Source organism: Streptomyces inusitatus (genome assembly GCF_014651115.1).
Lineage (GTDB): Bacteria > Actinomycetota > Actinomycetes > Streptomycetales > Streptomycetaceae > Streptomyces > Streptomyces amakusaensis.
The window spans coordinates 26938-51189 of sequence record NZ_BMWG01000011.1 but is presented as its reverse complement, the minus strand read 5'-3'; the positions used below and the strand labels follow the sequence as shown (position 1 = coordinate 51189).

The following is a 24252-nucleotide window of genomic DNA, read 5'->3' as shown; positions in this document are numbered from 1 at the left end:
AGACATGGACTTCGCAAGGGATTTCACCGGCAAGGTTGCGCTGGTCGTGGGCGGTGGCCGGGGCATCGGAGCCGCCGTGGTGGAAGGGTTCGCCCGGCGCGGGGCGCGGGTCGTGGTGGCCGACACCGACACCCTGCCCTCCGCGTTCAACCACTACCGGTCCGCGCGGGTCACCGGCTTCTCCGAGGCCGGGGAGCTCGCGGCCCGGCTGACCGGGGAGGGGCTGGAGGTACGGGCGGTACAGGCCGACGCGAGCGACGAGGAGCAGGTCCGGCGGCTGTACGCGGATCTCGCCGAGCGGTCCGGACGCCTCGACGCGGTGGTCAACGCCTTCGGGGTCACCCATGTCAGCCCGGTGGAGACCATGGAGCTGACCGAGTTCCGGCAGGTGGTCTCGGGCAACCTCGACGGTGTCTTCCTGTCCGCCCGGAGCGCCCTGCCCCTGCTGCGCGCCTCCGGCGGCGGCGCCATCGTCAACTTCTCCTCGGTCTCCGGCCGTTCCGGTTTCGCCAAGGTCGCGCACTACTGCGCCGCCAAGTTCGGCGTGGTCGGCTTCACCGCCGCGCTCGCCCAGGAGGTCGCCCGCGACGGAATCCGGGTCAACGCCGTCTGCCCCGGCATCGTCCGCTCCAATATGTGGCGGTATCTGCTCTCGGAGTTCACCCGCCCCGGGGAGAGCGAGGACGAGTGCTGGGACCGGATGCGCTCGATGATCCCCCAGCGGGAGTTCCAGACCCCCGAGGACATCGCGGAGCTGGTGGTCTTCCTGGCCTCGGCCACCAAGATCACCGGTCAGGCGATCAGTGTCGACGGCGGGATGACGGCCCCGTGACCATCGGTACCGAGCTGCCCTGGCCCGACGACGACGGCGGGGCAGGCGCAGGCGACGAGGCCGGAGCCGGGGCCAGGGCCGGAGCCGGGGCGGGCTGGCAGTGGCAGGGGCGGCCCCTGTCCTGGCGTCGCACCGGCGAGTCGCTGCGCATCGAGGCTCCGGGCGGGGCGGATCTGTACGCGCTGCCCGGCTCGTACGAGGCGGATTCGCTGCCGCTGCTGCAACGGACCGTCACGGGCGACTTCACCGTCTGGACCCGGATCTCCGTCCGGGGCTCGGCGCTGGGCGACGCGGGGGGCCTGTCCCTGCACGGCGAGGACGGCTGGCTGAAGGTGTGCGTGGAGCGCACCAAGGCCGGTGGCTGGGCCGTGGTCACCGTACTGTCCCGCCCGCTGTCCGACGAGGCGATGGGACCCGCCCTGGACGGCCCCACCGCCGATCTGCTGCTGACCCGCCAGGGCCGCCGGCTCGCGGTCCTCTTCCGCCGGTCCGCGCGGGAGGACTGGCGGTTCGCCCGGACCTTCCCCGGCTTCGCGGCCCCGGAACTGCGGCTCGGCGTCTTCGCGCAGGCGCCGTTCTCCCCGTCCGCCACGGCCCGGTTCGAGCCGCTGCGCCTCAGCCCCGTCCCCCTGGACGACCGCCGGTGACCGGGCGCGCACCGGCCACCGGATCCTGGCTGCCGATCGGGTCGGCGCTGGCGCTCTCCGTCCTGCTCGGCGCGGTCACCGGTGCGCTGGGGGCGGCTCTGCCGCTGCTGCGGTCGGAGTACGGGCTGGCGGACGGCGGCGGCACGGAGCTGGTCGTGCTCTACAACCTGGGCGCGCTGATCGCCATCGCGGGCTGTGGGATCGGCTCCGGGCGGCTGCCGGGCCGGCCGCTGTCGATCGCGCTGCTGTCGGCGTTCGCGGGCGGTGCCGCGGGCATGGCCCTGGCACCGGACTGGTGGCTGCTGTGCGTCTTCGCCCTGGTCGCCGGGGCCGGGTACGGCGGGCTGATCCTGCGCCTCAACACCTGGCTCGCCCAGCCCTCGATGCCGCGCGCGGCGCTCTTGCTCAATGTGCTGCACGCCTGCTTCGGCGCGGGGGCCACACTGGGCCCGCTGTTGGTGGGCCACTGGGGCGAGGTGTCCGGGCTGCTCCTGGTCACCGGCGTGCTGTCGCTGCTGCTGGTACGGGCCACGGCCGTGGGGGACGGCGCCGGCCGTCCCGCCACGGGCCCCGCCCCGCGCCCGTCGGCGCCGCTGCTCGCCGTCTTCGCCCTGCTGGCGCTGGTGTACGCGGGCGTCGAGGCCGGGATCGGCGCACTGGAGTCGACGCATCTGACCGGCGTCGGCCACTCCCCGGCCGACGCGGCGCGGGCCACCGCGCTGTTCTGGGCCGGGCTCACCCTCGGCCGGCTGGTCGTGCCGTGGGCGGCGAGCCGGCTCGCCCGGCCCCGGCTGATCGGTCTGTGTCTGCTCGGCGCGACCGGAGCGCTGGCCGCGACCCTGGTGGGCACCGTGGCCCCGGTGGCCTACGGGCTGGCCGGGCTGGCCCTGGGGGCCGTCTTCCCGACCGCGCTCGTCTGGGCGAACGCCCTGCTGCCCGCTCCCCAGCGGGTCAACTCCGTGCTGCTGGTGGCCAATCTCGTCGGCAGCGCCGCTCTTCCCTATCTCATCGGCCTGGCGGCCCCGGGCCACCCGGCCGTGATCCCTCTCGCCCTCGCCGCTCTGACGCTGCTGTGCGGACTGGCCGTGATGGTCGCCGCCCGGCTGGCCCGCGGCTCCGGCGCCACAGCGCCGCGGCCGGGCCCCCGCCATGAAATGGAGACCTCCGTATGATCTCGCCGCAGCCCGTCACCGACCTGATGTGGGCCCACTGGAAGACCAGGACCATGCTCAGCGCCGTCGAGGTCGGGGTCTTCACCGAACTGGCCGGAACACCGCTGACCGGCCCCGCCCTCCGCGACCGCCTGGGCCTGCACCCCGGGCCCGCCGCCGACTTCTTCGACGCCCTGGTCGCCCTCGGACTGCTGGTGCGCGCCGACGGCCGGTACGCCAACTCGCCGGAGGCCGCCGAGTATCTGGACGCGAACCGGCCGACCACCTATCTCGGCGGCAGCTTCATGACCCAGTGCCCCGGCATGGCCGACGACCTCACCCGGGTGCTGCGCACCGGCCGGGCCGTCAACGAGGCGGAGAACGGCCGGGACTTCTACCGGACCATGTACGCCGCGGCCGAGTCGGTGCGCGAGTTCCAGAAGGACATGACCGCGCTCAGCATGGGTCCGGCCCGCGCCATCGCGGTGAAGTTCCCCTGGGAGAAGTACCGTTCACTGGCCGACATCGGCTGCGCAGAGGGCGCGCTGCCCGGCCATGTCCTGGCCCACCACCCCCATCTGACCGCCATCGGATTCGATCTGCCCCCGGCCCGGGCCGGCTTTCTGGAGTACACCGGACGCCTCGGGGTCGCCGACCGGATCACCTTCCAGGAGGGCGACTTCTTCCACGACCCCCTCCCCTCCGCCGATGTGCTGGTCCTCGGGCACGTACTGCACAACTGGGGGCGGGACGAGAAGCTGCGGCTGCTGCGCGCCGCCCACGAGGCGCTGCCGGACGGCGGCGCGGTGCTGATCTACGAGACGCTCATCGACGACGAGCGGAGCAGCAACGCCGTCGGGCTGATCCTCAGTCTCATCATGCACTCCGAGGTCCCCGGCGGCTTCGACTACACCGGCGCGGAGTGCCTGGACTGGCTGCGCGAGGCGGGCTTCGGCCAGGCGTATGTGGAGCACCTGGACGGCCCCGAGTCCATGGTCGTGGGGATCAAATGACCCCGCCGGACCAGTGCGACCTGATCATGTTCTGGAACCTCTGGGAAGCGGGCATCGACCGCCACCACGGCAGCGACGAACGCTGGCACCTCCAGCGGGATCTGGTCCTGGACCACCGGCCCCGGGTGCTGATGACCACCGAGGGATGGTGCTGGCAGTTCGAGGACGGCGCCTTCTTCGAGGACGCCAAGTCCGCCCTCGGGATGGACGGTGTGCTCTTCCCCGCCAGAACCGGCTGCAATCTGGCCGTGTTCTGGCAGCGGGACATCGAGCTGATCGAGGTGGAGCAGGCGGAGCCCGAACTCGCCCAGTGGCACGGCCACGGCAGCGTCACCCTGCTGCTGCCGGGCCGTTCGGGGCCCCTGCGGTTCGTCGTGGCCCACCTCGACCCGTTCAGCGCCACCAACCGGCGGATCGAGTCCGACCATCTGCGTCAGTACGCCGACCCCGGCGCGCCGCACCCCACACTGCTGGCCATGGACGCCAACACGGTGCCGCCGGGCGACCCGGAGCCGGACTGGTCCACCGTCCCCCGCCACCGGCGCGCCGACCACACGGCGCCCGGCGAGGAGCGCGCCGACCGGGCGCCGCTGGAGCGGCTGCTCGGCCCCGTACGGGAACCGCTCCTCGTCGACGCGGGCGCCAGGACCGGCGACCGGTCGCCGACCGTCGGCTTCCATCCGGCCGGCGAGGCGGCACGGCGTATCGACCTGTTCCTGCTGGCTCCCGCCCTCGCCCCGGACCTGGCCTCGTACCAGCCGCTGGACGACCCCCGGCTGCACCCGGACGGGGCCCGGCCCGCCGCCTCCGACCACCGGCCGATCACCCTCCGGCTCCGCCGCGGCTGAGCGGCCGGGACCGTACGCAGAAAGGCAGTTCCCCACCCGATGAACCCGACGACACCCGGCACCCCGTCCGCACCTGCGGAACCCGCCGCCGGGCCCCCCGCCCCCGCCCCCGCCTCCGCCTCCGCCTCCGCCGAGCCGGCTGAACCGGCCGAACTGGCCGAACTGGCCGAACTGGCCCGGATCAAGGCCCGGCTCTCCAGCGGAGAGCTGTACTCGGCCACCGACCCCGCCCTGCGCCCGTACCGCAAGCGCTGCATGGACCTGCTGGACCGGTTCAACGGCACCGCGCTGAGCGACTTCCGTACCCGTGAGTCGGTCCTGGGCGAGCTGCTGGGCCGGCTCGGGCCGGGCGGCTGGGTGATGCCCCGCTTCCTGTGCGAGTTCGGGTTCTTCATCGAGCTCGGCCCCGGGACGAAGGTCAACTTCGATGTCATGATGCTGGACTGCGCCCCCATCACCCTCGGCGCGGACGTCTTCGTCGGCCCCCGCAGCCAGCTCTTCACCGCCAACCATCCCCTCAACCCCGAGCTGCGCCGCACCATGTGGGAGCAGGCCCGGCCGATCACCCTGGAGGACCGGGTCTGGCTCGGCGGCGGGGTGACCGTCGTGCCGGGGGTGACGATCGGCGCGGACACCGTGGTGGGCGCCGGGAGCGTCGTCACCAAGGACCTGCCGCCGAAGGTGCTCGCGGTGGGCAACCCCGCCCGAATCGTCCGCGGGCTGTGACCGCCGCCATGACCGACCCCAGCGTCCCGCGCCCGCCCTCGGCCCCCGCGGCCGTCATCTTCGACCACGACGGCGTCCTGATCGACTCCGTACGTCCCGACTTCCTCGCCTGCTCCGCCCTGTTCGAGGAGCACGGAGCCACCCTCCCGGCGCGGCTGTGGGCCGAGGAGGTGTGCGGCCGGCCCGACGGCTACCCGCGCCTGTTCGACCTGCTGCTGGATCCCATGGGCGCATCGGGCCGGCCGGGTTCCGCGGGCTCTCCCGCCGACCGCGCCGGTACGCACGCCGAGCTCGGGGAGCGGCTGTCCCGGCTGTGGGAGCGGTTCATGACCCCCGAGCACATCAGGCTGCTGCCGGGCGTCCGGGAGCTGCTGCCCCGGCTGCGCGCGGCCGGTCTGTCCGTGGCGGTGGCGTCGGCGGCCGACAAGGAGTGGGTCTCGCGCTGGCTGTCCCACTTCGCCATCGGGGAGTTCTTCGACACGGTGGTGGGCGGCGACGAGGTGCCCCGCCGGAAGCCCGACCCGGCCGTCTATCTGGAGGCGGCCGCCCGGCTCGGTGTGCCGCCTTCGCGCTGTGTCGCCTTCGAGGACTCGCTGACCGGGGTGGCCGCCGCCAAGGCCGCCGGGATCACCGTGACCGCCGTCCCCACTGAGCTGACCCGCTCCCTGGACTACTCCGCGGCCGACCGGGTGCTGCCCGGGCTGTGGGCGGTGGACCTGGCGGATACGCCGTACTCCGTCGAGCCGGCCCCGGGCTCCACCGATCCGGCCCCGGGACGACGGCCGTGACGGCCATGCCGGTGCCGGACTCCGCCGTGACCGGGGCCGACTGGTGGCGGAACGCCGTCGTCTACCAGATCTATCCGCGCAGTTTCGCCGACGGGAACGGCGACGGCACCGGCGATCTCGCCGGTGTCCTGGACCGGCTGCCGTATCTGGCCCGGCTGGGGGTGGACGCTCTGTGGTTCACCCCCTGGTATCCCTCCCCGATGGCCGACGGCGGCTACGACGTGACGGACTACCGCGGCATCCACCCCGACTTCGGCACCCTGGACGAGGCCGAGCGGCTGATCGGCGCGGCCCGCGAGCTGGGGCTGCGGACCCTCGTCGACCTCGTGCCCAACCATGTCTCCCGTGCCCACCCGTGGTTCCGCGCGGCGCTCGCCGCGCCCCCGGGCAGCCCCGAGCGCGCCCTGTTCCACTTCCGCCCCGGCCGGGGGCCCGGCGGCGAACGGCCGCCGAACAACTGGAACTCCGAATTCGGCGGCCCCGCGTGGACCCGCACCACCCTGCCCGACGGCACTCCGGGCGAGTGGTACCTCCATCTGTTCACGCCCGAGCAGCCCGATCTCAACTGGAGTCACCCCCGGGTGGGAGCGGAGTACGAGTCCGTCCTCCGCTTCTGGTTCGACCGGGGCGCCGCCGGGGTGCGCATCGACACCGCGGTCGCCCTGGCCAAGGATCCCGACCTGCCCGACCTGCCCGATCCGGACGCTCCGGACGCTCCGAACGCCCCGGACGAACGCCGCGGTCCGCATCCTTATGTCGACCGCGACGAACTCCTCGGCATCTACCGCTCCTGGCGCGCCATCGCCGACTCCTACCCCGACCCCCGGGTCCTGGCCGGGGAGATCTGGCTGCCCGACGAGCCTCACCGGTTCGCCCGCTATCTGCGTCCCGGCGTCCTGCACGGGGCCTTCAACTTCGACTTCCTGAGCAGTCCGTGGGCGGCCGGGCCGCTGCGCGGCCGGATCGAGGCCGCCCTCGACGCCCACACGGCCGTCGGGGCCCCCGCGACCTGGGTGCTGTGCAATCACGATGTCACCCGTACCGTCACCCGGTACGGCCGGACCGACACATCCTTCGACCTCGCCGCCAAGGTCCGCGACGTCCCCACCGACCTCGCCCTGGGCACCCGCCGCGCCCGGGCCGCCGCCCTGCTCATGCTGGCGCTGCCCGGGGCCGCCTGCCTCTACCAGGGCGAGGAGCTGGGCCTGCCGGAGGTCGAGGACATCCCGCCGGAACGGCTGTGCGACCCGGTCCACTTCCGCTCCGGCGGCACCGACCCGGGCCGCGACGGCTGCCGGGTCCCCCTGCCCTGGTCGGGTTCGGCCCCGCCGTACGGCTTCACCCGGGGCGGGGCCGAACCCTGGCTGCCGCAGCCCGGGCGGTGGGCCGGACTGACCGTGGCGGCCCAGGACGGCGCCGCCGGTTCCACCCTGGAGCTGTACCGGGCCGCGCTGCGGTTGCGCCGCTCGGGCCCGGCCGCGTCCGGCGCTCCGCTGCGATGGCTGCCCGGCGGGCCGGACGTCCTCGCCTTCCACCGGGGTGACCTGCTCTGCATGGTCAACTTCGGCGACCGGCCCGTCCCCCTGCCACCGGATCACACCCTCCTCCTCACCAGCGGCCCCCCGCACCGCCTCGGGCTGCCCCGCGACACAGCCGCCTGGCTGCGCGCCCCGGAGAGCCGGGCGGCCGACGCGGAGGCCCCGCCCGGCGGCGGGATCCGGGCGTCACGGGTCAGCGCCGGACAGAGTCTTCGCCGACCTTGGCGGCGAGCTGGGTGCGGCGGGTGATGCCGAGTTTCCGGTACGCCTTCGTCAGATGTGTCTCCACGGTGCGGCGGGCAAGGTGCAGCTGTGAGCCGATCTCATCGTTGGTCAGGCCCTGGACGGCCAGCTCGGTGATACGGCGCTCGGCGGGGGTGAGGCCCGTGGAGGGGGCCGCCGGTGCCGCCGGGCGGCGGCGGGCGTCGTACCGGCGCAGGGCGTGCTCGGCCCCGGCGACGAGGCGTGGGGTCGGCGGTTCGAAGAGCCCGCCCGGCGGCTGCGGGGGCAGCAGGGTCCGGGCGAGGTGGAGTGCCTCCAGCAGGGTGGCGTGGCCCTGGCAGGTGCTTCCGGTGTCGGTCTGCGCCCGGCCGAGGTCGGTGAGGGTCTCGATCAGCTCCGCCGGGGCGGGCGCGGTACGGAGGATGTCCGCGGCTTCGGCCAGGGTGTTCAGGGCCGGACGGCCCCGCAGGGTGAGGGCGAGGGTCCGCAGGGCGGTGCCGATGTCACGCGCCGTCCCCCAGGCGTGGGCGTGATGGAGGTTCTCCTCGGCGAGGGTCCGGGCCTCGGTGTGGCGGCCGAGGCGGACCAGCGCCGCGGCGGCGCCGGTGCGCCAGGGCTGCCCGACGGGGTTGACGAAGCCGCGGCGGTCCATCCGGGCTCCCAGCGCCGTGAGAACGGCGAGGGCCTGGTGCCAGTCGCCGGCTCCGAGGTGCAGACGGCCCTGGGTGTAGAGGACTTCGTCCCAGGTCCAGGAGGTGTTGTCGGGCAGGGGGCCCAGGGCGTCGAGCAGCTGCCAGGCCCGTTCGGGGCTGCCCAGTTCGTACCAGGCGCAGGCGGTCAGCGCACGGAGGTAGGGCAGTTGGACGTCGTGGTCCTGGACCGCTTCCACCAGGGGGGTGGTTTGTTCGATCAGCTGTCGGAAGCGGCCTAGTTTGCGGTCCACCTGGGTGCGGGTGGCGATGAGCTGCTGGCGGGCCTGGTTGGTGAGATCCGGAAGCACGGAGGTGGCCGGCAGTTCGCGGTCGACCAGATTCCGGGCCTCGTCCAGCTGGTCGGCCCATTCGAGGATCGCGGCGGCGGCCGCGATGAACCCGGTGCGCAGCCGGTGATCGATGGGGCGGTGGAGGCGGGAGGTGATCCGTTCGGTGGCGGTGCGGACGTCGATCCGGCCGGTGCCGCCCTCGTGGATGGTGAGCAGGGCGCAGACCAGGGGTTCCACCGACGGCTGTGCGGTCCTTTGCAGTTCGCGCAGGTCGTGGACGGTGTGGTGCCACTCGCGGGCGTCGTGGTTGGAGAGCCCGGCGACGGCGATCCGCAGGGTCGCGTTGAGCTGGTCGTCGGCGACGGCGCGGCCGGTCTCCTTGAGGATCTGGAGGGCGTGGCGGACATCGCCCTGGGCGACGAGTGCGCCGCTGAGGGATTCGGAGACGGCGTACGGGTCGTGGCAGTCGGCCCGTTGCAGGCTCGCGCGCAGACGGCGGATGCCGGTCCGGGAGGAGTGGAGCATGTCCAGCGCGCTGAGCCGCAGGGTGAGGGCGCAGTGACGGGTGGGCTCGACGGGGCCGGTCAGGGCGTGCCGAAGAATTCCGGCGGCGTGTTCGGGGTCGTCGGCGCGCAGGGCGTGCTCGGCCGCCTCCTCCAGGGTGTGGGTGATCCAGGGTTCACCGGTCTGGGGTGTGTGCAGGAGGAGAGGGGCGATGCTGGAGGCGGGCCGGCCGTGTTCGTAGAGTGCGTGGGCGAGACGGCGGCGGTAATGCGGGAGTTCCTGGTCGGTCGCGGTGGCGAGGACGGCCTCGCGGACCCCGGGTGCGGCGAGCAGGGACATGAGTTCGGTCAGATGGCTGTCGACGGCGGACCGGTCGGGCGGGGGGACGACAGCAGAGACGATCAGGGGCATGTCACCCATGGACGGCGAGTCCGCCCGGGGCAGCAGAGCGAGTGTGAGCGCGACCGGCCCGCGCGCCGGGGCGGCGGGGCTGCTGAGCCAGTGGGCGAGAGCGGCACGGTAGGCGGCACCGGCGGCGAGGTCCTCCGGTTTCCCCGCCGCCGACCCGGCGGCCAGGGCGGTCAGCAGACCGGGGTTGCCCGCGCCCATGGCGGCGGCCCGGCGGGCCGGGTCGCCCCGTAGCGCCCTGCTGCTGAGGATCCGGCCGACCGATTCGGATCCGAGCGGATACAGCGGAACACGGCCGCCCGTGTCCGTGTGCAGTTCCTGGCCCGCGCCGGGCGGGAAGAGGGCCCCGGAGTGACCGGGGCCGGTACAGGCCGTGAGCAGGAGCAGTACGGGCAGCCGGACCAGCCGGTGGGAGAGATAGGCGACCCACCGCAGCGAAGCCGCGTCGGCATGATGGATGTCGTCCACCGCGAGCAGCACCGGCCGCTGCGCGGCCAGGGCCGCGAGATGCTCGGTGAGACGGTGGAGCAGCCGCTGCTCCGCGCTGGGAGAGAGCCCGCCGAAGGGCAGCGGTCCGGCCCCGGGTAACAGGCGGCGCAGCAGCGCGTAGGCGAATTCCTCCTCCCCCGGGGCCGCGTGGGCCCGCAGCGCGCGCATCCGTCCGTCCGCCGACTCCCGCCGGACGACCTCTCTCAGCAGGGCGCTCCGCCCGGCACCCGTATCCCCGTGCAGCAGCAGCCACCGGCCCTCGCCCGCCCGTGCCAGGGCGGCACACCGCGCGGATTCGTCCAGGGCGTGTTCCCGTTCCCACAGCTGCTCCACAAAACCTCTTTCGCCGTCACGGTCCGGCTGCCGCCGGGGGGAGCACCCGTAACCGGGTCGCAGCCGATTGCCAAGCGGAAGGACGGCTCCATATGCATGGGCGTTCCATCAGGCAGCGCGCGCAGTCCGGATTTCAACGCTGTGTGGCAGGATCCGGTCCCCGGCGGGACCTTCCGGCCTGCGGGACCTTCGGCCTTGGGCTTCGGCGAGCTTCTCGCCCTTGGGCGCTGTGGCTCAGGGGCGATTCAGACCCCACGTTTGCAGGGCATAGGGCCGCCCCTTCTCCTCGCCCTTGATCAGCGGAACATCGAGCAGGCCGAACCCCGCCTTGGTGGCCACGGCGACACTGGCGGCGTTCTCGGCCTCAAGCTCCAGGATCACCTGGTCCAGGGCCAGTTCCCCGAAGGCGTACGCCGCCATCACCCGCACCGCCCGCCCGGCCACCCCCTGACCTCGGTGCGCCGGGCCGACCGCGTAGCCGAGTTCCGTGCCCTCGGGGGCACGCCGAAGCATCACCTCGCCGAGAGGCGCGCCGCCGTCCACGGTGATGGCGAGCAGAATGGCCGTGCCTTCCGCCCTCAGCCGCCGGCTTCGGTCCAGACGTGCGCGAGCCGCCGCCTCGTCGAAGGGCGAGACGATCGGCGTCCAGTACGCGACGTCGGGATGGTCGAACAACTCCGGCATCGCGGCCAGGTCCCCTTCCGTCCAGTCACGCAGGACGAGGCCCTCCCCCCTGAGTTCGATCCGATCGGGAAAGGGCGACGCGGCACTGCTCATGATGAGGACCTTCCTGGCTTGTTTCAGAACGACGCAGGATATCCGGCGGCACTCGGGGCCCGGGACACCGGCGTTCGGGGCACTCAGTCCAGGAGCAGATCCGCCAGAAGCGGGAGCTGATCGGGGGCGACGGCCGCGATCCCGGGGATCAGCGCGTCCCAGGGCCCGAGGGTGAGGGCTGTGACCAGCGTCAGGCGGCCCTGAGGGGTGGGGCCGAGGGATCGGGCGACGGCACCGAGAGCAGTGAAGCGCTGCTCCGGAACATCGATCGTTTCGCACAGAGCGCGGGCCTCGTCCAGCGCCCCCGCCGTGACCATCCCCTCGACGGTGGCGGACATGGCCGTGGCCCGTATGAAGGGGTGCGAGATCTCATTCAGCAGCACCAAGGCCCGCGCGAGGTCACCGCGGGCCGCCTCACCCGCTGCGATGTACCCCCGGCTGCGTTCACGTTCGCTGCGGACGTCGATCTCGTCGGCGATCCGCACTGCCCGACCGAGGTCACCGGTCTCCACCAGAGTCTGTACAACGCTGGACAGAAACTCCGCAAGATCGTCTTCCGTCAGGCTCGCGCACAGCTCCATGGCGCTGCCGACATCCTTCGCGGAGAGAAAAGCGCCGGCGGCGGCGAGACTGTCCTCACTCCGCCGGAACGGACTGTCCGCCGTACGGGCCAGCTCCAGAATCTCTCGCGCCAGCTCTCCCGCTCTCTCGGGGTGTCCTGCTGTGCCGAACACCCCAGCGATGTGCTCCAGCGCCGAGGCCACCGTGAACCGATCCAGCTCCTGACGAGCTGTGACGGCCAGCCGGGAGAGCAGTTCCTCGCCCTCGTCATGGCGGCCTGTCCGGTACAGGGCCGTGGCCACTCTGGTGAAATCGATCAGCCGTCCGTAGGCGTACGGCGAGCTTCGGGCAACGTCCTGGGCACCGTGGACAAGGCGATGGGCCGCTGCCGTGTGACCCAATCCGCTCGCCGTACCGGCCAGCTCGGCCAGCGTGGATGTCCTGCGGAGGGACACCCCGTTCTCCCAGGCGTCGTCCATGGCCAGGGTCGCGACCGCGTGGGCCTGATCCGGGTAGCCGGCCCGGTACAGGAAATCCGCCATGTCAGCCTGTAGCTTCACACGCCAGCGCGGATCGAGAACCTCACCGATGAAATCCAGACTCCGCCGCGCCTGTTCCTCGGCTCTGACCGGGTCGCCGGACTTCGCCAGCGCCGCGCCGACAGCGTTGAGGACACGGGTTTTGTCGACCAAACCCTCAATCGGCTCCGCGAGCCGCAGCGCCTTCTCCCAGTCGCCCGCCTCCGCCGTCGCGATGGCGCAGGCGCAGACCGCCTCCTCCCAGGAGACAGAGTCGGTGCGCAGCCTGTCGATCAGCCGCATGGCCCGGTCGTGCTGCCCGGTGGCGGTCAGTGCCCCGGCGACCTCGGAGAGAAGCCAGCTCACGCCCTCGGGGTCGTCGAGCGCGTCCGCGAGCGTCGCCGAATGCGCGGCGTATCGGGCGGACAGCCCCACGAGCCCGGGCGCCCTGGCCATCCGGCGCGCGGCCAGGGCGAGATGCTGCGCCTGGTACTCCAGGGGGCACCCAGCGGCGAAGGCGGCCGCTCGTTCCGCCAGCTCTCCGGCCTTCTCGTCCTTGCCGACCAGCGAGAGCGCGGCGGCCAACGCGCCGAACATCCCGCCCTGCGTGGAGAGGCCACTCTCCGCCGCGAGGGCCTCGCAGGCTTCATCGGCGTGGATGGCGGCGTCATCCGCCGCTCCGGCGGCGGCCAGCGATTCGACGATGCCGACCAGGGTCCGCGCCTTCTGTGGTTCCGCGACGATCTGCCGTGCTGTTCGTACGGCCTCGGAATGCTCTCCGGCCTCTGTCAGTCCCTCCGCCATCGACTGGAGGAAGAGGTCCCGGTGATCGATCGTCTCCGCGACGTCGGCCAGTTCGGCCGCCCGCTCCGGCTGGCCGGTGGCTACGAGGACCCGGGCGACGGCCGCCAGGGCGCTTACCCGGTCGTACTCGTCGCGCCGTGACCGGGCCAGATTGACGGCCCGGTCGATGTGGCCGAGACGGGCCCACAGGCCGATGAGTTCATGGGGGAGGCTTTTTGTACGGTCGTACAGCTGGTCGCGGGCCCATGCCAGGCCCAGGGCCTGGGAGATGTCCGGGTCACCGTTTTCGTCCGCGAGCAGCAGTTCGAACGCCGCCGAGATCTCGCTGAGCGCCTCGTAGTCCGTCCCCGTGACCCGCCAGAGCCGTTCGTGGCGGGCCGGGTCGCGGGCCAGGGCCGTCAGACGGGCGGTGTCGCGCAGCTCCCGCAGCTGCTGGATGTAGCCGCGCAGCAGATATTCGGGGGTGTCGGCGGGCCAGCCGGCGGTGCGGTAGGCGGTGGCCCAGTGGTGGATGCGGGTGCGGTAGTCGGTGAGTTCGGCGGAGGTGATCAGCCCCTCGGCGCTGCGGCGGATCTCCTCGTGGGCGAGGAGATAGACACGGGGGCGGTCGGCGTCCCCGTGGCCGGTGTGGTGGCGGAAGCTGCGGCCGGTGACGGCGTGCAGTTCACGCTCGACGCGGCGGGAGCTGCTGCCGGTCAGGTGCGCGAGATCGGCCGCGCTGAGACCGCCTCCGGCGGCCACGGTGAGGCCGACGAGATCGCGGCCGGGGCCCGGTTCGTCAAGCAGCCGCACCAGGTCCTGTTCCGCGTCCCACCGGGCCACCTGGGCGTGCGGGGAGGGCTCCAGCCAGTGGTTGACGCGGGTGGTGCGCAGCGGGTGGTCCGAAGGGACATCGCCCGGCACCGGCGGGTGCGGTCTCCCGGCGACAACGATCCGCATGCCGTACGGGGGAACCCTCGGCAGCAGCGCGGCGATGCTGTGGCAGTCCGGGCCGGGGGTGACGCCCCGGTCCTCGTCCAGCCCGTCCACGACGAGAACCAGTCGGCGGCCTCGTTCGGCGGAACGCCGGGCGGTGCGGCTCAGGGCGAGTCGCAGTTGTTCGTCGCGGGTCGCGGGCGTGACGAGTGGCTCCTCCTCGTGGAGCAGGGCGTAGAGCTGTCGCTGGACGATCTCGCAGAACGCGGCCGCGTCGTTCTGCCGGGCCTGGCGGGAGGTGATGAAGAAGGCGACGATGTCGATCCCGGCAGGCGGGTGCAGCACGAACTGCGCCATCAGCGCGGACTTGCCCGCCCAGGCCGGTGCCAGCCAGCGCCAGTAGGCGGCGCGCTCCGGGTCGTCGGACTCGGTGCAGAAGCCGGCCAGCTCGGCCAGTTCCTCCGCACGGCCGCGGAAGTCGGCCGCGGCGATGGCCTCCTGGACCTGGAGCAGATAGCCCGACACGGCAGCGGTCCGGGCCGCCAGATGCACCGGGCCGTTGATCACTCCGCTGTTGACGAGCGACCCGGGGCCCTGGGCCGACGCGTCGCCCGAGTCCCGTACCACCACTCTGCCGCGCTCGGCCATCCTGTTGTCGCTCCTCGCTCTGACGGGCCGGAGAAGCTCTAGCTCTGCCGGTAACCGGTGTTGGCGCTGCCGCCGCCGTCCGCGCGGGCGTCCCCGGTGTCGCTGACGGAGAGCGGTCCTGCCCCGCTTCCGGACGCGGGCGCGATCACACCCGTATTGGCATCGCCACCCCGGGCGACCGCCCGGCCGGTACGGGACACCTCGACGGCGGCGGGCCGGTCCGCGAGGAGCACCGCGTACACGGCCGTACCCAACCCGGCCACACCGACCAGTGCCGAGACCACCCCGGCCAGCTGGTCCGCCCGGTCCCAGCTCAGAAAAGAGAGCCCCCCGGCGAGCACCGCCACCGCCAGGCCCGTCACCACCACGACGACTCGTCGGCCACCGCTCACAGCCCGCCCCCTCCAGCAGTCCGCAGCTCCCCGTACGTCAACTCCCCGGCCCGGCAAGCGCTTCGGCCGCGTACACATTATCCACTCCCGCCCCGGCCAAGTCCCCCTCTACCGCTGCCGACACCCGCTCCAGCGCCCTCGGTGACGCAGTCCGCCGGCACCGTCTCGCAGACCGCCGCGGTCGCGACGACGGCCGCCTCCGCTGTGGTTGTGGTTGCCTCCATCGGCATTGCCTGATCTCGCGGGTCGGGCGGCCGACCAGGCGCGTCGGCTGAATGGCCGGACCCGGCTGGGCGGGGGCAGGGACGGATGTACGCGCTCCGCAGCCCGCTTGACCAGGCGTGGCGGGCTCTCATGGGAACCTGGACCGGCCAGGTGCTACGGCGCCGATACCGGCACCACAGCACCTGGCCGAGAACCGCAGGACATACTCCGCACGCCCAAACGGCCGGGTGAGGCCGAACCTCACACCGGACCCTCGATTGGTCCGCCGTCGACGAGCCCGGCCCGCGCCGCAACAACCCCCGCCTGGAATCGGCTTGAGACGCCCAGCTTATCCATGATGTCGGAAAAGTGACGCCGAAATGTCCTTGGCCCTATTCCGATGCGGCGAGCAACAGCATCATCCTTCAGCCCCTGCGCCAGCAGAGTAATGATTCCCGCACTGAGATCAGGCAGCGTCTCCCCGTAGGAAACGACGTCGGCTTCGAAGTCCATACCGGACTGCCAGGCGAATTCGTACAGGCGGTGCAGCAGAGAGATGACCATCGGTTCGTAGACGGCTACGGTACTGGGGAATTCCTCGTCCGGCGCCTGGTGGGTAATGAACGCCACTTCGCTGCCGGCGAGGATGAAGTTGCCGAAGATATGGTTGGTCGTACGCACCTGAGCACCCGAGTCGACCACTTGGCGGAGGCGAGTCCTGGTGGTCGCCTTGGCCCGGGCCGAATGCGGACAGAGCAGCCGGAATGGAGCCATGTGCAATACCTTCGCCAGCTCACACGGCTGAAAGGCAAGGCGTGGTTCGCCGTCGGGGAACTGCATGGCCAGGACTTCCGATGTACAGCTCTCCAGGGAATCAATCAAGTAGGACGACGCCTGCTGGGGATCGAGCAGATGGACAATCTTGTCATTGCGGTGCTGTGATCTGCCCAGGGTGCTGAAGATACCAGAAAGCGCATGTAATCGCTCATGGATGCTTCCGAGTTCCCGCCGCTTCTCGTTCACCGCCTGCTGCAGAGGAATGACCAGTTCGTTCTGTGCGGCTTCCGGCAGTATGGCCCTGAAGCTCTCGGACTCCTCGGCATTCCTGAGGATCCGCAGTTCACACAGCAGGTCAACGACTCGCCTGGTGTCGGCCATCGACATACGGAGCGCGGTCGCCACCTGGGAAAATGTGGCGGGCTGATGCGCCAGGGTGAATTCGTAGACGCGGACGATCAGCTCGCCTTCCACATCGGGATCAACATTTTGGAGCCGCATCCGCAGCCGCTCGGCCGTGTCCAGCATGTCACTTTCAGCGGATTCCTGATTCATGACCGGCGCCACCCAGAAGTGCCGTTTACGTCTATTCCTTTCCCAATAAAAATTACTGCCGGGTGGCGCACTGCGGAGAGCACTGGATTCGGATGGCTTGGATTCGGCACAGGATTGCTCATCAGGGGCGTGACGCCTTCCTTTGAGGATACCCAGGGAGTGGGCCGCCGACGAGAGGCGCCTGACAGCCGACTCGATTTCCTGGCCGGTGCCCTTCTGTCGGAAGGGCTCCCGGACATCAGGTGATGGCAGTCCCAGCAATCGCCGTTGGTCACTGGGCCTTCAGTGCGAGGGGTCGCCGCGCGGTGCACCGGATGCCACATCGACGGTGCCATGACCGACGTCAGTCGATCGGCTGCGCCTTCCGCTGCGGCTCCGGGAGAGGGGCTCCCTCGGGCTCGGACTTCACAAGCCACAGGCCAGTACAGACGGCGGTGATCAAACAGACGGCTCCGGCGATGGCGAAGGCGCTGTCGAGGCCGGCTTCGAAGGACGCGCCGCTGGATTCCCGGGTGGTGACGATGGCTCCGAGCACCGCCACGCCGAGCACCGCGCCGATCTGCCGGGAGGTACTGCTGATGCCCGACGCGAGACCGCCTTCCTGCGCGTCGACGGACTGGATGGCGGCGCCGGTCAACGGTGACATGGCCAGAGCGAAACCGGCACCGGTGATCGCCAGCCGCCACCACACGTTCCAGTAACTGGTGTCCGCGTGTACGGCAACCAGGGTCAACAGCCCCAGTCCAGCCAGCACAAGGCCGCTGGTAACCACAATCCGGAAGCCGTAGTTGGCGGCCAGCCGGCCCGCATACGGGCTGACGATCGCCATGCTGAGCGAGATGGGCAGAGTCGCCAGTCCGGCTTCCAGAATCGAGGTGCCCTGCACGGTGACAAAGAACTGGGAGAAGAAGAAGACCGAGCCCATGAGCGCGAAACCGACCATGACCATAGCCACGTTGGACATTGTGAACAACGGGTTCCGGAACAGCCGCAGCGGCATCATCGGAATCGAGATACGCCGTTCCACGGTGATGAACGCGGCGAAGATCACCGCCGCGGCGGCGAAGCTGGCCAGAATGGTCCCCGAAGTCCAGCCTTGGGAGCCGCCCTCGATCAGCCCGTAGGTCAGTGCCCCGACACCCAGGATGGAGAGGATCGTTCCAGGGACGTCGATGGCCGACGCGTTGGGGTTGCGGGACTCGCGCAGGGCGGGCAGGGCCACCAGCACCAGCGCGACACCGATGGGCACATTGACCAGGAAGATCGCGCGCCAGTCGAAGGCGCTCACCAGGATGCCGCCGGCCAGCGGTCCTGCCGCCAGGCCGATTCCGCTGATACCGGCCCACAGGCCGATCGCTTTGACGCGTTCCCGCGGAACGGGATAGGCGGAGGCGAGCAGGGCCAGTGAACCGGGGCTCAGGGCCGCGGCCCCGATGCCCTGCAAAGCTCGTCCGGTGACCAGCCAGGCCAGCGAAGGCGCGAAAGCGCACAGCACGGATGCGAAGGTGAACACCACGACGCCGGACAGGTACATCCGCTTGCGGCCGAAGCGGTCGGCGAAGACACCGCCGGACAGCAACAGCATGGCAACCAGCAGGACATAAGAGTTGACGATCCATTGCAGTCCGGACAGATCGGTGTCCAATCGATCCTGCATGTCCGGGAGCGCTGCGCCCACGATGGTGCTGTCGAGTAGCACCATGAACTGCCCCACACAGGCTACAGCGAGCACTACCGACCGGTTTGGTTGAGATTCTAAGGACACGCGGCAAACTCCTTCTAGCACTTCCGGTCGCGGTGAATCCTGCGATGAGACAAGAGCCGACCCTCCGGCTCATCGACGTTTCTGACTGACCCCGGCCGGACACAAGAAGATCAAACGGCCTGTTGAGAACTGCCTCACCGCAAGCAGCCACAACAAACAGCAAGATGACTTCAAGGGACGCCAGAAATATCTATCTTCTTGAGGCTGTCATTTCTTCCCGCTGAACGAAATGGCGATGTGAAACCAGCAGTTCACCCACCAGTTGCGCGAGATAAGAAGCCTGCTCCGGGTTGAGCCGGGGGTCACAGGCACTGCGGTAGTTGATCGCGAGATACGTATCGTCCACCCGTGCCGGAACGCATTCGCTGACATCGTCACCACTCACCTCCAGATGAATTCCACCCGGAGTTACTCCTGTGTCGTTGCAGGCGCTGAAGAACTCACGCGTTTCTGCCTCGATCGCAGCGACCACCCGTGTCTTCAACCCAGCCGGGCTGACGACCGTATTACCGTGCATTGGGTCGCAGATGACCCGATCCGTCCAGCCCTCCGCCATGATTCTGCTCAGCATGGCGTAGGCAAGGTCATACGCCCGGTGGCGGCCCATCCGGAAAATGAAGGCCAGCCGGCCAGGTAAATTTTCCGGATTAAGCACAGCGTGCAGGCCCATCAGGGCTGCCGGGGTGGCGCCCGGCCCGATCTTCACCGCGATCGGGTTGGCTATCCCGGCAGCGAAGTCGACATGATCCCCTGTCAGTGATCGAGTACGTTCGCCGATCCAGAGCAGGTGGGCCGAATGGTCGTAGACTCGCCCCTCGTCCGCACTGCGACGGGTCTGCGGCTGCTCATAATCGAGCAGCAGCGCTTCGTGAGAGGCGAACACTCCCGATCCCTCCAGATGGGAGAGGGTCTTCTTGGAATGCTCGTGGGCACGAACCAGGTTCCAGGGGTCGGGGGTCCGCCCGGCTGCCGAGAAGTCCGTATCGTTCACGGCGTCCCCGAAATAAGAGGGCAGGGTGATCCCTGTCCGGTGCTCCGTCGGCGCCGAGCGTGGTTTCGCGTACTGACCGGCGATCCGGCCGACCATCACCACTGGTCGGCCGGATTTCGCCTCGATCGCATCAGACATGGCGTGCAGCAGTGACACTCGCTTCGCCACCGATGTCCGCGTATTGTCACGGAAGGTCTCGGCGCAGTCGCCTGCGTGCAGTAAAAATCCTGGTTCCGCCAGCCGGGCCTGTAAGCGACGAATTCCCGAAGCCGGCACCAAAGGATCTGCCCGGGCCAGTGCATCGCGGGCTCGTTTCACTTCCGCTTCCACAGGCCAACCCGGTTGATAACCGCGCGCATATGTGGGCGATAAGTCAGCGAAGTCCATCTGCAAAACCTCCATAAGGTCTTGTGGACAGGCGCAAACGCAGCATCGCTGTTAGGGCACTGCGGCGCCCATGGGTTCGTCGGCACTGAGGCGCAGAACCGTATCGAGCAAACCCGGGAAGCGGTTTTCCAACTCTTCGGCGCGCAGCCAGATTCGCCGGAATCGGCCGTCGGCGGCCATCCTGATCACTCCCGCCTCGCGCAGAATGCGCCAGTGATTGGTCAGTGTCGACTTCGGCACCTTCAGGCCCCCGGGCGCACAGGTCATCCCGGGGTCGGCGGCGACTCGCCGCACAAGCTCCAGGCGCAGTGGGTCGCCGAGCGCGTACAGCACCGAAGCAAGAGTCAGCGTCTCGGGTGCCAGCTCGGGTAGCGGTCTCATGGCGACGACGCTAGCACATACTTCGATAGTCCGGGACTAACGAACTATTCTCGCCACCTTGTCATTTCAGATCCGGTTTCTCCGCCACGACCTGGTTCACCGAGGTGCCTACTCCTGACGCGATCGGCCGCCGGCATGTCCGGACGGGCCCACCGGATCCGTCCACGCGGCGCCGCCCCGGCAGGCTGGTCGTCGTTCCTCCGGCCGGCCTGCCGTCCTCGGAGAGAATGAGCGCCTCATCGGCGCCGACCGGTGTGCGTCGGCAGCGGTGGCAGTGCCCGCAGTGAGGTTCTGGCCTTGAGCAGCATCTCGTCGAGTTCGCCGTCGGGACTGGAGTCCAAGACGATGGCACCGCCGGCGCCGATGCTCAGTTCGCCACGGCGGCGCACGGCAGTGCGGATTACGATGCTGAGATCGGCCGTTCCCGTCAGCCCGAGATATCCGAGCGCACCCGAGTAGACACCCCGCGCCTCCGTCTCCAGTCCGTCGATGATCTCCATACTGCGCAGCTTCGGCGCGCCGGTCATCGATCCGCCTGGGAAGCAATGGCGTACGCACTCCACCGCGCTGGTCTCCGGGCGCAGGACTCCTCGTACGGTGGAGACCAGTTGATGCACCGTGGCGTAGGACTCCACCGCCATGAAGCTCGGAACGCCGACACTGCCGATCTCGCAGACGCGGCCCAGGTCGTTGCGCAGCAGATCGACGATCATGAGGTTCTCCGCTCGGGTCTTGGTGCTGCTCGCGAGTTCCGCGGCCAGTTCCGCGTCGTGCGCGGGATCGGTGCCGCGGGGTGCCGTTCCCTTGATGGGCTTCGTCTCCACCACGCGATCAGCGTCGATCTTGAGGAAGCGTTCGGGCGACGCGCTCAAGACCGTTACCTCACCGAGCCTCAGCAGTGCCGCGTACGGTGCCGGGTTGGACCCGCGCAGCCTGCGGTAATACATCAGGTCATCGCCGTCGAAGGGGATCCTGACCTTGTTGGTCAGGCATATCTCGTAGCTCTCGCCGGCGATGAGCCGGCGCTGGCATTCCTCGATGTCACGGAGATAGCCCTGCGTGTCCCGGGACAGCGACAAGCTCGGATCCGCGGTGTCGCCGACCGTGTCGGCGGTCTCCCGCGCGGCGTTGGGCGCGCCGGGCAGTGAGACCAGGGTGGCGGCGGTGCTGTCGATCCACTTCTGCGCGGATTTCCTGGTCTCGGTGTCGCCGCGGTGCAACGCGACCACATGGGTGAGGTCGTGCTGGTGGTCGACGGCGATCAGACGGTCCGCGAATATCCACGCGGCGTCGGGTGTTTCGGCGCGGTGCCGGCCGGGGGAGCCGAGGTCGCCCTTCAGCTCGTAGCCAAAATAGCCGACGTATCCCCCGGTGAAGTCGAACGGCAGCCCGGGGTCGGTCAGCCGACGTTCGGCGAGGCGGCGTTCCAGGACGTCGAAGATGGTGCCGTCCTGTGTATGCGCGCCCGCCGCGTTGCGCACGTGCACCGCACGGTCCGCGAGTCGGTAGGTCAGCACCTCGCTGAGCGGACCTGCGGCGTCGCCGAGGAACGAGAACCGGGACAGTCCTGGCTCGACACGGCTGCTGTCGAGCCAATAGGCGTACTCCGACAGGCCGAACAGCTCCGCGTATGCCGCCTCGGTGTTCACTGCACCGGGGATCCTGAGCTCAAGGAGCTGGTAGGCGTCGCCGGCCGTGTCGGCCGGAGGTGCCGGTTCGGCGGACGTCAGCGGCTCCTGCGCCCGGTGGCGAGCCGTGCCGTCCGATCGCAGGGCGCCGACGCGGGAGAGGGTGATGTCCTTGAAGTTGGTCATGATCTCGCGGCCGTGCTGCGAGGCGATGGATTCGGGGTGGAACTGGACACCCCACTGTGGGCGGGTTCGGTGCCGGATCGCCATGACGACACCGTCCTCCGCCCATGCCGTGGTCTCGATCTCCGGGGGCAGCGGTTCTTCGACGCACAGCGAGTGGTAGCGCACGGCGGTGAAATCCTGCGGTATGCCGCTGAACAGCTCATCGCCCGTGTGGCGGATCCTGGTGAGATGGCCGTGCCGCGGCCGCGGTGCGCGGTCGACCGTCGCTCCGGCGCTGTGGGCGATCGCCTGATGGCCGAGACAGACTCCGAGAACTGGCAGTTGAGCCCTGTCCAGGATTTCCCTGACATACCCCAGATCACGTGCGGTGCTCGGGCTTCCGGGGCCGGGTGAGATCACGATGTTGTCGAACTCTGCCAGGTCGAGCGTGGTCAGCGCCGGATCGTCATTCTTCAGAACGACCGGCTCACACCCATTCACCTCGGCTATCAGCTGGAAGAGATTGAAAGTATACGAGTCGTAATTGTCGATGATCAGGCTGCGCATCAGGATGCTCCCGGACGGGACGCCTAAATTCGGCGTCGGCTTGGTCACCTACGGAGTTGATTTTTCGAGTTGAGCGTCCCAGGCCGCGCGATGGTACTCGCGGGGATCTGCCTCGACTCGGCACGAGGTGTCGAAGGTCATTACCGAGCGGCGTTCGTCGTCGTAGCGGGGCCAGCCGGGATCGCCGCTCCTGGCGAATTGGATCCAGCCGCGGCGCAGGGCACTGCCCAGGTCCGCGGGAGCGTCAGGGCCGACCTGGGGAGCGAAGGCAGGGTCGTCGAGCTGGCCGAAGAGGAAGGGGACCTCAAGGAAGTGTGCCGCACCGTAGCGGCCGTCGAAAGCCGGGGACCCCTGCCAGGTGAATTCGTAGGCGAAGGTGTTTCCGCCGGATTTGGCATGCAGGTGGGTGAGTTCGATGGCAGGGCCACGCCATATCCAGTTGGTCACCGTCTCGGCAAGTTGCTCTCCGAGCGGCAGATGCCCGTAGAGAGACCGGGCCGCAGCGCGGCACGCCTCGGGCACGTCGTAGGAATTCTGGGCGTCGATGAGGTCCTGCTCGGTGGCGGATGTGAACTGTCCGTTGCGCATCAGGAAGTACCGGGACTCGTCCCGGTTGGTTCCGATCAGCAGATCGACGGAGGGCGGGATGAGTTCGCTCAGTGCGGAGTCGGTGAAGAGAGTTTCGTCCACGACCGGCAGATAGGGGCTGAACCAGTAGGTGTAGGGGTGCCAGCGGCGTGCGTCGCGGAAGCGGACGTCCAAGGCCCGCTGGCGGCGGCCCAGCAGCTCCCGGAGCGGGATGTCGCGGGGGTCCGTGCCGACGTCCAGGTCGGCGAGGACGCGCTTGGCGATCGCGCGCCCCTCGGCCGCCCCGACGACCAGTGTCGGGCAGGGACTCTGCAGGACGGCCCGGTGAATGAGGCCCTCACCGGCGGCGGTCTTGGCGATCGCCGCGATGATGGCGCTGCCTGAGGAGTTCCCGAACACGGTGACGGCATCCGGGTCGCCGCCGAATGCCGCGATGTTGTCGCTCACCCAGCGCAGTGCGGCGACGACGTCGTGCATTCCCGCGTTCGCGATGCCGCCCGGCACGGACAGGAATCCGTCCACGCCGAGGCGGTAGTTCATGGCGACCACGACGACACCTTCGCGCGCGAAGACCGATCCGTCCGCGCGGGAGGTGGAGGCGCCACCGGAGATGTAGCCGCCGGCATGCACCCAAACCATCACCGGCAGCCGGGCCGCCCCCGGATCCGGGGTGTAGACATTGAGGCTCAGGCAGTCGGTTCCCCATGGGTAGAGGGGTGTGGCGTCCACGAGTGAGTAGGTGTTGGGTTGTGGTGCGCAGGGGCCGTACTCGAATGCTTCACGGACTCCGTCCCACGCCGGCGGAGGCTGTGGGGGCTTGAAGCGGTTGTCGCCGTAAGGCTCCGCCGCGTACGGGATGCCCTTGAACGATACGACTCCGTCGTGGGCTCGGCCCGCGACAATACCCGAGGCCGTGGTGACCAGAGCCGGTTTCATCGCGTTCTTGTCTGCAGCCAATGCTGATCCCATCTGAATTCGTCTCTCTCAGCACCGGGTCATCGCCGGTCAAGCCCCGAAGGGGCCGTACCCGGTGAACCGGTCGGCGCCAATCACCATAACCACATGTGCAGGCCGATTGCCGATCACTCGCACAAGTAGAGGGTGGCCACATCCGGCCGCCCTATTCCGGCTGTTGCATGTGCCGACAG

Annotated in this window: 18 protein-coding genes; 8 read left to right on the top strand and 10 right to left on the bottom strand. The window is 70.0% G+C overall.

Translation table 11 applies throughout. The annotated features are described in order from the left end of the window. The first annotated feature begins 4 nt into the window (after nucleotides 1–4). Genes IE247_RS18195 through IE247_RS18160 form a run of 8 tightly spaced genes read left to right on the top strand, consistent with a single transcriptional unit; the run spans nucleotide 5 to nucleotide 7792 of the window. Complete coding sequence (locus IE247_RS18195; protein ID WP_190124210.1) at nucleotides 5–832, top strand: SDR family NAD(P)-dependent oxidoreductase; 828 nt, start codon at nucleotides 5–7, stop codon at nucleotides 830–832. Beyond that, nucleotides 829–1479: a DUF1349 domain-containing protein gene (locus IE247_RS18190; RefSeq protein ID WP_190124209.1), complete on the top strand. Its 651-nt coding sequence runs from the start codon at nucleotides 829–831 to the stop codon at nucleotides 1477–1479. The genes IE247_RS18195 and IE247_RS18190 overlap by 4 nt, the downstream gene beginning before the upstream one ends. After that, on the top strand, nucleotides 1476–2651 hold the full coding sequence (locus IE247_RS18185; RefSeq protein WP_190124208.1) for an MFS transporter: 1176 nt from the start codon (nucleotides 1476–1478) through the stop codon (nucleotides 2649–2651). Before IE247_RS18190 ends, IE247_RS18185 begins: the two co-directional genes overlap by 4 nt. Continuing rightward, the gene (locus tag IE247_RS18180) at nucleotides 2648–3643 is read left to right on the top strand and encodes a methyltransferase (protein WP_190124207.1); all 996 of its coding nucleotides are present in this window, start codon (nucleotides 2648–2650) and stop codon (nucleotides 3641–3643) included. The genes IE247_RS18185 and IE247_RS18180 overlap by 4 nt, the downstream gene beginning before the upstream one ends. Then, nucleotides 3640–4491, top strand: a complete 852-nt coding sequence (locus IE247_RS18175; RefSeq protein WP_190124206.1) for an endonuclease/exonuclease/phosphatase family protein — start codon at nucleotides 3640–3642, stop codon at nucleotides 4489–4491. The genes IE247_RS18180 and IE247_RS18175 overlap by 4 nt, the downstream gene beginning before the upstream one ends. A 39-nt stretch (nucleotides 4492–4530) precedes the next feature. After that, nucleotides 4531–5217, top strand: coding sequence for a sugar O-acetyltransferase (locus IE247_RS18170; protein ID WP_229869198.1), 687 nt, complete (start codon nucleotides 4531–4533; stop codon nucleotides 5215–5217). Nucleotides 5218–5225: 8 nt separating this feature from the next. Next, entirely contained in the window at nucleotides 5226–6005 is a 780-nt protein-coding gene (locus tag IE247_RS18165; protein WP_190124205.1) for an HAD family hydrolase, read from the top strand. A gap of 5 nt (nucleotides 6006–6010) precedes the next feature. Next, on the top strand, nucleotides 6011–7792 hold the full coding sequence (locus IE247_RS18160) for a glycoside hydrolase family 13 protein (protein WP_190124339.1): 1782 nt from the start codon (nucleotides 6011–6013) through the stop codon (nucleotides 7790–7792). Here the strand turns inward: IE247_RS18160 and IE247_RS18155 are convergent. The 10 genes from IE247_RS18155 to IE247_RS18110 all read right to left on the bottom strand — a co-directional run bounded on the left by IE247_RS18155 (nucleotide 7737) and on the right by IE247_RS18110 (nucleotide 24073). Further along, nucleotides 7737–10481: a helix-turn-helix transcriptional regulator gene (locus IE247_RS18155; RefSeq protein WP_229869197.1), complete on the bottom strand. Its 2745-nt coding sequence runs from the start codon at nucleotides 10479–10481 to the stop codon at nucleotides 7737–7739. The two genes, IE247_RS18160 and IE247_RS18155, sit on opposite strands and share 56 nt — an antisense overlap. A 234-nt stretch (nucleotides 10482–10715) precedes the next feature. Next, a complete protein-coding gene (locus IE247_RS18150) occupies nucleotides 10716–11258 on the bottom strand; it encodes a GNAT family N-acetyltransferase (protein WP_190124204.1) in 543 nt (180 codons plus the stop codon). 83 nt (nucleotides 11259–11341) lie between these two features. Next, the gene (locus IE247_RS18145; RefSeq protein WP_190124203.1) at nucleotides 11342–14704 is read right to left on the bottom strand and encodes a P-loop NTPase family protein; all 3363 of its coding nucleotides are present in this window, start codon (nucleotides 14702–14704) and stop codon (nucleotides 11342–11344) included. Nucleotides 14705–14742: 38 nt separating this feature from the next. Beyond that, the gene (locus tag IE247_RS18140) at nucleotides 14743–15096 is read right to left on the bottom strand and encodes a hypothetical protein (protein WP_229869196.1); all 354 of its coding nucleotides are present in this window, start codon (nucleotides 15094–15096) and stop codon (nucleotides 14743–14745) included. A gap of 465 nt (nucleotides 15097–15561) precedes the next feature. Continuing rightward, nucleotides 15562–16632, bottom strand: a complete 1071-nt coding sequence (locus tag IE247_RS18135; RefSeq protein ID WP_190124202.1) for a helix-turn-helix transcriptional regulator — start codon at nucleotides 16630–16632, stop codon at nucleotides 15562–15564. Nucleotides 16633–16975: 343 nt separating this feature from the next. After that, nucleotides 16976–18397 carry an MFS transporter gene (locus tag IE247_RS18130; protein WP_268247211.1) on the bottom strand — a complete coding sequence of 474 codons (1422 nt, stop codon included), beginning with the start codon at nucleotides 18395–18397 and terminating at the stop codon, nucleotides 16976–16978. Between the two features lie 190 nt (nucleotides 18398–18587). Beyond that, on the bottom strand, nucleotides 18588–19775 hold the full coding sequence (locus tag IE247_RS18125; protein ID WP_190124200.1) for a 3-deoxy-7-phosphoheptulonate synthase: 1188 nt from the start codon (nucleotides 19773–19775) through the stop codon (nucleotides 18588–18590). 51 nt (nucleotides 19776–19826) lie between these two features. After that, on the bottom strand, nucleotides 19827–20156 hold the full coding sequence (locus tag IE247_RS18120) for an ArsR/SmtB family transcription factor (protein WP_190124199.1): 330 nt from the start codon (nucleotides 20154–20156) through the stop codon (nucleotides 19827–19829). 236 nt (nucleotides 20157–20392) lie between these two features. After that, nucleotides 20393–22516 (bottom strand): aminodeoxychorismate synthase component I, encoded by a 2124-nt coding sequence (gene pabB / locus IE247_RS18115; protein ID WP_190124198.1) that lies wholly within the window; start codon nucleotides 22514–22516, stop codon nucleotides 20393–20395. A 48-nt stretch (nucleotides 22517–22564) separates the two neighbouring features. Then, on the bottom strand, nucleotides 22565–24073 hold the full coding sequence (locus IE247_RS18110; protein ID WP_190124197.1) for a carboxylesterase/lipase family protein: 1509 nt from the start codon (nucleotides 24071–24073) through the stop codon (nucleotides 22565–22567). Nucleotides 24074–24252 lie beyond the last annotated feature (179 nt).